Source organism: Meiothermus cerbereus (assembly GCF_051297115.1).
GTDB classification, from domain to species: Bacteria; Deinococcota; Deinococci; order Deinococcales; family Thermaceae; genus Meiothermus; species Meiothermus cerbereus_A.
Genome location: NZ_JBEVAL010000097.1, coordinates 1 through 8,654, shown reverse-complemented (window position 1 = coordinate 8,654; position 8,654 = coordinate 1). Strand labels below are relative to the sequence as shown.

General features: G+C 57.8%; 9 protein-coding genes and 1 pseudogene. All 10 read right to left on the bottom strand.

Going from position 1 to position 8,654, the window contains the following annotated elements:
• Window positions 1-158: 158 nt before the first annotated feature.
• The 10 genes and pseudogenes from ABWU19_RS13585 to fabF all read right to left on the bottom strand — a co-directional run bounded on the left by ABWU19_RS13585 (window position 159) and on the right by fabF (window position 8,550).
• Window positions 159-1,586, bottom strand: a complete 1,428-nt coding sequence (locus ABWU19_RS13585; protein ID WP_435902204.1) for an ammonia-forming cytochrome c nitrite reductase subunit c552 — start codon at window positions 1,584-1,586, stop codon at window positions 159-161.
• Window positions 1,587-1,595: 9 nt separating this feature from the next.
• The gene (gene nrfH, locus ABWU19_RS13580) at window positions 1,596-2,090 is read right to left on the bottom strand and encodes a cytochrome c nitrite reductase small subunit (RefSeq protein WP_435902203.1); all 495 of its coding nucleotides are present in this window, start codon (window positions 2,088-2,090) and stop codon (window positions 1,596-1,598) included.
• Window positions 2,091-2,307: 217 nt separating this feature from the next.
• A complete protein-coding gene (locus ABWU19_RS13575) occupies window positions 2,308-2,631 on the bottom strand; it encodes a Crp/Fnr family transcriptional regulator (RefSeq protein ID WP_435902205.1) in 324 nt (107 codons plus the stop codon).
• Window positions 2,632-2,778: pseudogene (locus ABWU19_RS13570) on the bottom strand (cyclic nucleotide-binding domain-containing protein); the annotation flags it as partial.
• 21 nt (window positions 2,779-2,799) lie between these two features.
• Window positions 2,800-2,997 (bottom strand): hypothetical protein, encoded by a 198-nt coding sequence (locus tag ABWU19_RS13565; protein WP_435902202.1) that lies wholly within the window; start codon window positions 2,995-2,997, stop codon window positions 2,800-2,802.
• Between the two features lie 216 nt (window positions 2,998-3,213).
• The gene (locus tag ABWU19_RS13560) at window positions 3,214-3,999 is read right to left on the bottom strand and encodes an SDR family oxidoreductase (protein WP_435902201.1); all 786 of its coding nucleotides are present in this window, start codon (window positions 3,997-3,999) and stop codon (window positions 3,214-3,216) included.
• 16 nt (window positions 4,000-4,015) lie between these two features.
• Window positions 4,016-4,489 (bottom strand): GNAT family N-acetyltransferase, encoded by a 474-nt coding sequence (locus ABWU19_RS13555; RefSeq protein WP_435902200.1) that lies wholly within the window; start codon window positions 4,487-4,489, stop codon window positions 4,016-4,018.
• A gap of 86 nt (window positions 4,490-4,575) precedes the next feature.
• On the bottom strand, window positions 4,576-5,853 hold the full coding sequence (locus tag ABWU19_RS13550) for a S41 family peptidase (protein ID WP_435902199.1): 1,278 nt from the start codon (window positions 5,851-5,853) through the stop codon (window positions 4,576-4,578).
• A 9-nt stretch (window positions 5,854-5,862) separates the two neighbouring features.
• Window positions 5,863-7,110, bottom strand: coding sequence for a S41 family peptidase (locus tag ABWU19_RS13545; RefSeq protein WP_435902198.1), 1,248 nt, complete (start codon window positions 7,108-7,110; stop codon window positions 5,863-5,865).
• 210 nt (window positions 7,111-7,320) lie between these two features.
• The gene (gene fabF / locus ABWU19_RS13540; protein WP_435902197.1) at window positions 7,321-8,550 is read right to left on the bottom strand and encodes a beta-ketoacyl-ACP synthase II; all 1,230 of its coding nucleotides are present in this window, start codon (window positions 8,548-8,550) and stop codon (window positions 7,321-7,323) included.
• Window positions 8,551-8,654: the final 104 nt, after the last annotated feature.

Below are 8,654 nucleotides of genomic sequence, written 5' to 3'. Positions count from 1 at the left end.
AGGTGGGCGTGTAGGGCTATGGCTTTGCTTGGCATGAGTTATTATCTACATAGATTTGGTATCACATGACACGGTGATCGCGGCACATCTAAAAAGCTTGCATCCCCGCTATTTAGCGGGGATGCACTGCTTGTGGCAAGTTTGCCCGCAAGATGGGGCTACTGCTTGGCCTTAGCGGCTATTTCGGCTTTGTAGGCTTCTAGAACGCCTTGCCGTGCTTCATCAATGGATTCACCCAGAATTCGAGCGGCCTCCTGGGGTGCATGGAAACCACGTGAGTTTTCCGAGAAGACCCAATCCACCTTGAACTGGGCAGAGCGCTGAAGGGCGCGTGCCTTCTTGAGAGCCTCCTCAGAAGCTCCACTGGTTTGGGCCGCCACGATGGCTTGAATCAGGTCTACCACAGCCTGTTTTGCTTGTTCTTGCAGCTTGTCGGTACGGGTCTGGATGGCTTCCACCCGGCTTAGCAGTTCCGCTTCCGGAACGTTGTGGCAGGTCTGGCAGCTTTGGGCAATGTTAAGCATGGGGCTACGTGCGTGGTGGTTGGTAATCTTGACAGCACCTACACGCTGGTAGGGCATGTGGCAGTCTGCACAGGACACACCCGCTCGAGCGTGCACACCTTGCGACCACATCTCGAACTCGGGGTGCTGAACCTTCATTACCTCGGCCCCTGATCTCTTGTGAACCCAGTCCCGCCAACCGATTTGGTCGTAGTATTGCAACTGCTGCTCAACCTTCAGACCGTTTTGCCAAGGGAAAATTAGAGTTCTGGTGGGCGGTTTGTCAAAGTAGTATTCCACGTGGCACTGTGCACACACCATCGAGCGCATCTCCTGGCGGCTGGCATCTACGTTGGGGTCGTACTCCTTTTGCCGGTTGCCGGCCCGCCAGCGTTCGATGCTGGGAAGGTGGGGCACGGGATCGTTGGACTTGGCTAGATCGCGGATGCCATTGAAGAAGCTTGGACGGGTGATGCGTAAAGCCATGGTCTTGGGATCATGGCAGTCAATGCAGCCAATTGCATTCTTGACAAGTTTGTTGGCTTCCGACCAGGGCATCTCACTAAGTACCTTGGCACCCACAAAGAAGGCCTCTTGGGTATGCACCTTGTCGGCAGGCAGGCCACCCTGAAGTGCCGCGGTGCGATAGGCCTCGATCACACTGGAGTGGCAGTTGAGGCATGAACCAGGCTGCTTAAACTGATGCACCCGCTCCGTCTTCCGCTGATCGTCCAGCATGTAATAGTGACCGCGCTCCTCGCGAAAATCTACCGCGAAAGGAAAGCCCTCCCACAAAACGCGTAAGTGCGGATATTTATCCAACTTCTGGATATTTTCCGATCCGCCATAGCGCGTGCGCTCGACATCTACTGTACGTTTGAAGGTGTCGTATTGGAAAGGAAAGTTTTTTCCCCATACCGAGGAATCATAGGTTTCTTCGGTAATGTCTACCACCCGAAACACGGTCTCTCGGGCCTCAGCCTGGCGGGTGTTGATGTTGTTCAACAGAGCCAGTATTCCAAGAGTCCCCAGTGCCGCAAGAATTGCTACCGTTGCACTAACCCATAGCCATCGTCTATTCATAGGTTCCCCCTAATGTCCGTGTCCCACGCCTCGGTGGCAGCTCACACAACCCAGGACTCCTTGGTTAGCATCCAGATTGGTGTGAGCATTCCGAAAAGCCGTTTGGGCTTGTAAAACTCCCCCAAGCAGGTTGCGGTGGCAACTTACACAGTTTTGTTCTACGACTGCCAGGCTTCGTCCTTTGATTTGAATGGGCTCGTGAAAGTTTTGCAGGGTGAAAGCCACGGAGTGGTTCCAGCCATGCTCGACCTTGGTGGCCCATTTGCCAACCGTGTCGTGGGGTAGGTGGCAGTCTACGCACTTCGCCACATGGCCGTGACCAGACTTCTGCCAGGTGTCGTAGGCTTCACGCATGATGTGGCAGTTCACACAAGCTTTGGGATCGTTGGAGAGATACGAGATGGCTTGGGCACGGTTGGCAGTGTATCCCCCAGCTCCAGCCATCACCCCCAACAGGAGGGCTGCCATCAGTACGATGCCTCCTCCGGTCAGCCAGTTTCGCATAGTATGACCTCTGCTGAAATTTTCATTACCACCTCCGAGATAAACTCCCCCAAGTATCTGAACACTCCCGAAGCCAAAAAGTCCATGACTAAAGTCAAATTCTGTTATAGAGCCGACAAATCGGATTCTTGATTGGTTTGCTTTCTGGGGCCCCCACCCCAAGCATCAGCAGGAAGAGCACTGGTACCTGGACTTAGCAGAACGCTTCTGGCGGAGTTCATACAGCTCGCACCAGCTTTTGCAATGCAGATGGGTTGGTGACACGAACCTCGCGTTTTTTAACTTCTATCCAGCCCTGCAAAGAAAATTGGCCCAACTTGCGGCTTACCGGCTCGGGGGTCGTCCCTACAATGGCCGCAATTTCGGTATTAGTGGGCAGCTTAAAACCCTGACCGTGTGTCTGCGCCATAAAAAGCAGGTATTCGGCCAGCCTCGAGTCCAGCTCACGGAAAACCATTCGATCGAGCACCTGAACCACCTGCTGGGCACACTCTGCTACCAGATGCAACATGTTGTTGCAAAGGGTAAGGTCTTGCTGCACCAAGCGGTAAAGGGCCTCAGCAGATATGGCCAGAACCCGGCTGGCCTCGGCCGCTTCGGCTGAAGCCGGGTATTTGGGCTGGTGTAAAAAAACTGCCATGGCAGCAACACACTGGCCCGATTGATTCATGTGAATCACAACCTGGCGATCCCCTTTAGGATCGAGACGCTATACCTTTATGAGCCCCTCTACCACCAGGTAAAGCCGTTCTACTGGATCGCCCTGAAAGAAAAGGGGTTGGCTTTTGGTCAGCTCGAGCAACTCGCTTTGTGCACTTAAAAACTCAATGCTGCTAGAAGCTACCCCTTTAAACAGCGCAAAGCTTTCGAAGATTTCAAAAGGCCTGGTCACAGTCACCTGCATCATCTTGTTAGGGTAAGGCCCACAGCAGGCGGCATTTGTCCCATCGCCCGAGCTAGGCTTGCCCCACCTTATACCGGCTTCACAGAGATACTTAGAGTGCTCTTCACAAATATTGAGCTGCTCACAACTTGATGGCTTTGTCCTGCACAGCACAGTGGCCTCCCAGATGGGAAACCACGCCTGTGAAGAGTGCGATAGATAGAAAGCTTCGGGTAGGGGTTACAGCAACCCGCGAATAGCCCCACCATCTACCATAATGGCCTGGCCGGTCAGATAGCTGGCCCTGGCCGACAACAAAAAAACGGCCACATCGGCAATCTCCTGAAGCAAGGCCATACGACCGGCCGGTATCTGTGCAGCCTGCTGGGCATACGCTGCTTCCAGGTCAATACCCTGATTCTGGGCACGAAAGGCAAATACCTCCTCGACACGTTCAGTGCGGGTATAGCCCGGCCCCAGGGTATTGACCGTAATGCCCAGGGAGGCCACTTCCCTGGCCAGGGTTTTGGCATACCCGGTAAGCCCAGCCCGCAGAGCATTGGAAAGAGCCAGGTTTTCGATAGGCTCTTTGACAGCCAACGAGGTGATGAACAGGATTCTCCCAAATTGCCTCGCCTGCATACCAGGCAGCAAAGCATTTACCAGCGCCACCATCGGGTACCACAGCGACTCAGCAGCCGTACGAAAATCTTGCACCTTCAGATCTCGGGCTGCTCCAGGCCTGGGCCCCCCTGTATTACCCAGGAAAAGTTCTACAGTTCCCAGCTTCTGAACTTCCGCAACCAGACGCTCTAACTCCACGGCTTGTGTGAGGTCAACCGCAACCGCATGGGCCTCTCCCCCATCCAGCTCAATTTGCTGCACCAGCTCTTGAAGCTTCTCGTGGCTTCGTGCCACCACCACCACCCTGGCCCCTTCTTGCGCCAAAGTGATAGCAACAGCCCGCCCAATTCCCTGCGAGGCTCCCGTCACCAGGGCCAGCTTGCCCGCAATACCCAGATCCATAGGTGCACCCCCAAAATTACTTCAGTGCTTTCAAGTACCAGCTTAGGGTAGGGCCACTATCGCGCAAGTGCTCAAAGCCCAGCCGCTCCCAGAAGCGTTTGGCCTGCTCGTTGTTGCCATACACCACTGCGTATAGCCGATCCATACGGCTTCGCAGCATGGCCTCGAGCTGCTCCACTGCGGCTTTGCCCAAGCCCTGGCCCTGAAGTTTCTCTTCGATGAGCAACAGGCTGATGGTTGCCGAGTGCAGGTCGGGGTAGGCCACTTTGTAGTCCAGAAAACCCACGGCCCGGTCTTGGTGAAAAAGCAAAACCGCCTGACGCCGCGTGTCATGGCGAAGGGTATCGAGCTCGCGCTGAATGTCGTTCAGGGAGGGCATGTCGCCCCCAATAAGCGCGATATAGGTGGGGCAATTCAGATACAAACTGTGCACGACTGTAGCCGAATCACTTGTAACAGGCAGGAAGTCGAGGCGTGCAGAAACTTTCATAGCTTCACCCAGATTGTAAGCAAAAGCCCCCAGTTGGGATGTAATTTTCAACCCACGCTCGGTTGAATCCCACCTAAAGCATTCCACTAACGGCCTGTAGACCTAATGCCCAGCGCCTCCAGGGCCTTCTCGAAAGGGAGGTCGCGCCCGGTGTTGGCGAGCTGCTCGAGGGAACTCTCCACCACAAAATCTGGGGTAGCTCGAGCTGGGAAGGGCGTTCCATCGGCAAAAAAGGCCCGGTTGTAGGAGATGCTCAGGGCCCCACCGTTAATCAGGTTGAAGGGGCGGGTGGTGGTATTGCCAATACCCAGCGTGGCCACACCTACCAGGGGCCCGACCCTGGCCTTCTGGAGGGCCGAGGCCAGGTACTCCCCGCCCGAGGCGGTGTTTCCGTCTACCAGCACCACCAGTGGGCCGCGCCAGCGGGTCAGAAAAGGCAGGTTAACGCTTTCGGCTTGACCGTTGCGGGTAACAGTAAGCCGCCCATCGCGGACGCGAAACTCGTTGCGCTCGGTCTGGTAGCGGTCCACCAGGGCCACGTAAGCTTCATCCAGGAAAGCAGCCGCCGAAACAATCATCTCGGTGAGCAAGCCGCCGCTATTACCCCGCAAGTCCAATACCATGGCCCGTGCGTTTTTCTGCTGGGCTTCGCGCACAAGCTCGTGCACCCGCCGCCCCACCTGACCCTGGGCGTCGAAGTCGGGGATTTTGAGCACCGCCACCCCGTCCGGCCTAATTTTGAGCGAGGGGAAGCGGGCCAGGTTGATTTCGCGGCCCGTAAGGGTGATCTCGAGGCGCTGGCGTTCAGGGCCCCGCAAAATGGTCAGAACCACCGGACGCCCCGACTGCACCGATTGCGTTAAGAACTGTACGACCTGGTTGTCGTCGGGTAGCTCGCTCAGGGGCCGACCGTTGATGGCGATGATGCGGTCGCCATAGGCCAACCCAGCCTCGTCGGCAGGCCCTCCCTCTACCACATCCACAATCAGGCGGTCACGGGAGCCGGGTATGGGCAGGTGGGTTACGCCAATACGCAGCGTGCGGGAAGGTGCGTTGCCCTGACGACTTTCACGGGTGCTGCGCAGGGCTTCGGGGCTCAGGTAATAGGTGTGGTTGTCGTTCAACTCCTCCACCATCTGCTGGATGATGGGCACCGCCTGGCTATAGGAGCAGGTGTCTTTTTGGGGTGCACAGGCGCGATCCAGCGCGCTTTGGTAGCGGGCCGTAAGCTCCTTGAGGTTCAGGGCAGCGGGGCCGTAGTAATAGAATTCCACATAGAAGCTGGCCTGGTCGAAGAGATCCTGAGCAGGCGAGGCCAGCGAAAGCGAGCCGAGCAGGGCCAGGGTTGCAAACAGTTTGCGCATAGTATCCACCTACCGCAGCATTTCCAGGGCACGCTCCAGTATCCGGTCGCGCCCTGCAACGAGGGCCTCGAGGTCGTCTTCCATCACCACGTCGGGGCTGACTTTTAGGGGGAAGGGCGAGCCGTCCAGGTTGCGCATTCTGAGTGAGGAAACCGCAATAAACTCGCCGTTGATGAGGGGACCTTCAGCGCTCCCGGACATCCCCAGGGCGCCGGCAGTAGGCTCGCCTACCACCTTGGCCCGGCCCGCGGCCTGCAGGAAGTAGGCCAGCATCTCCGCGGAGTTGAAGGTATTTCGGTTAACCAGCACCACCAGTGGTATACGGGCCAGGTAGGGCCGCTCGAGGGCGCTTTGTTCTTCCTTCTCGTCGCCTTCGGGCTGCACATAAAGCTTGCCGTTTTCCACCGTGTGGGTCTCGTCCTGACCTTCAAAGCGGCGGTCGTAGATAAACCCACCCCTGCCGATAAAGGCCGCCGCACTCAGCAGGGCTTCCGAATCGTAGCCGGTAAGGGCGTCGCGGAGATCAATAACCATCCCTCGAGCTCCGGCTTGCTCCGCCCGGCGTGCGGCATCGTGAATGCGCTGGGCCGTGGAGTAGTTTTCGGAGCTGTACAGGTGATAGACGCGCAGATAGGCCGTGTTGTTGTTGATCTCGAGCCGGGGCTGCATGGTAGTCCCGGCCACCCGTGGGGTAAGGGTGACCGTGCGGGGCGTCCCCTGGCGGGTGTAGCTCAGGCTAAAGGCATTGCGGGCTGCCTCAGCCGCACTCAGGCGGGCCAGGGTTGCGGGCTGGGCCGCAACCTGGGTAATCAGGTCGCCCCGGCGCAGCCCTGCCTCATAAGCAGGCTCGCCGGGAAAGGCCTCGCTCACCACCAGCCCCCTGGGGGTCTCCCGCACCCAGACCCCCACCCGGGGGGCAGCCGGCCCCAGGCCCGCCCCATAGCGCTGGTCATCAATGAGCTGGTCTCTGGTAAGCAGCATTGTAAAAGGGTCGGCGATGTCCTGCACTATGCGTTCGATAACCCGTCTGGCCTTATCGAAGCCACAGCGATCCCCTTCGGTAGCGCAAAGCCGCTGGAGTTCTGGCTGATACTGCCGCCGGAGCTCCCTAAAGTGGGGGACTTTGGCCGGGCCGTTGTAATAAAAACCAATCAGAAAGGTGGCCTGATCGAATAAATCCTGGGCAGGAGAAGCCAGTGCCGAACCGGCCATTCCGAGCACCGCCAAACCGCTCAACAACGCTTGACGCAGGGTCATACTTCAATATAAGCAAGAAAATGATAAGCGAATGGTAGGTTGGTATGCTGAGTTTGGCTGCACAGTCACGGCCAAAGGGGGTCATCCAGCCGGCTGCGCTGGCTTGCACCCTGCAACCACCGCGCAAAACGGGTACACCAGCAAAAAGGGCTTGCGCGACCTGGGAAGGCCCAGGCACGACAAGATGCTCGAGGTTGCGAGGCGGGGGTGCTAGACCCGCTTAAACAACAGGGTCGCGTTCATGCCCCCAAAAGCAAAGGAGTTCGAGAGGGCGTAGTCCACCTGCTTTTCTCGAGGGGTGTTGGGCACATAGTCGAGGTCGAGTTCGGGGTCGGGGTCGTCGAGGTTAATGGTGGGGGGCAGAATTCCGCTCGCCAGGGCCTGAACGCTGGCAATGGCCTCAATGGCCCCCGCCGCGCCCAGCAGGTGTCCAATCATGCTCTTGGTGGACGAGACCGCAAGCTTGTAGGCGTGCTCGCCAAAAACATTTTTTATGGCCAGGGTCTCGGCTCTATCCCCAACTGGCGTCGAGGTGCCGTGGGCGTTGATGTAACCCACCTGCTCAGGGCTGATTTTTGCGTCCTTGAGGGCGGCTTTCATGGCGAGGGCAGCCCCCTTGCCTTCCGGGTGGGGCTCGGTGATGTGGTGGGCATCGGCGCTGCGGCCAAAACCGACCAGTTCGGCGTAAATTCTAGCGCCGCGGGCCCTGGCCCGTTCGTACTCTTCCAGCACCAAGACCGCAGCCCCTTCCGAGAGCACAAAGCCGTCGCGGCTTTTGGTAAAGGGGCGGCTGGCTTTTTCAGGCTCGTGGTTACGGGTCGAAAGGGCCCGCATCACCCCAAAGCTGCCAATGGCCATCTCAGCTACCGAGGCCTCGGTACCGCCTGTCAGCATGACATCGGCCTCGCCCAGCTGCACAACCCGAAACGCATTACCGATGGCATCTGAGCCAGTGGCACAGGCCGTCACCACGGTAGACGAAGGCCCCATGAAGCCATATTTCATGGCCAGATGGGCCGAGGCCATGTTGGCAATCATCATGGGAATAAAGAAAGGCGAAAGGCGGGTACCGCCTTTTTCAAACAGCACCCTGCTCTGCTCCTGCCAGGTAATCATGCCCCCGATGCCCGTTCCGATAAGGGTACCGATGCGGGTGGGGTCTTCTTTTTCTGGCTCGAGGCCCGCGTCCTGCAAGGCCAGATGTCCGGCAATCAGGGCCAGCTGGGTGAAGCGGTCCAGACGGCGCAGCTCACGCCGGTCGATGTAGGCTTCAGGGTTTATGTCCACCTCCCCCGCAATCTGAACCGGGTAGCTCGAGGCATCAAACTGGGTAATCCTACGGATGCCAGATTTACCCTCGAGCTGGGCTTTATGAAAGGCTTCAGCCCCGATGCCATTGGGAGCAATCGGGCCAATTCCAGTAACAACGACACGACGCATACAGGCCATTATAGACCACCGCCAAAATTGGTCTAATACCAACCTTAGATAGATAGTCATTCTTCAGGAATCCACCCGAACCCCGCCACCCCCGGATGACCTCG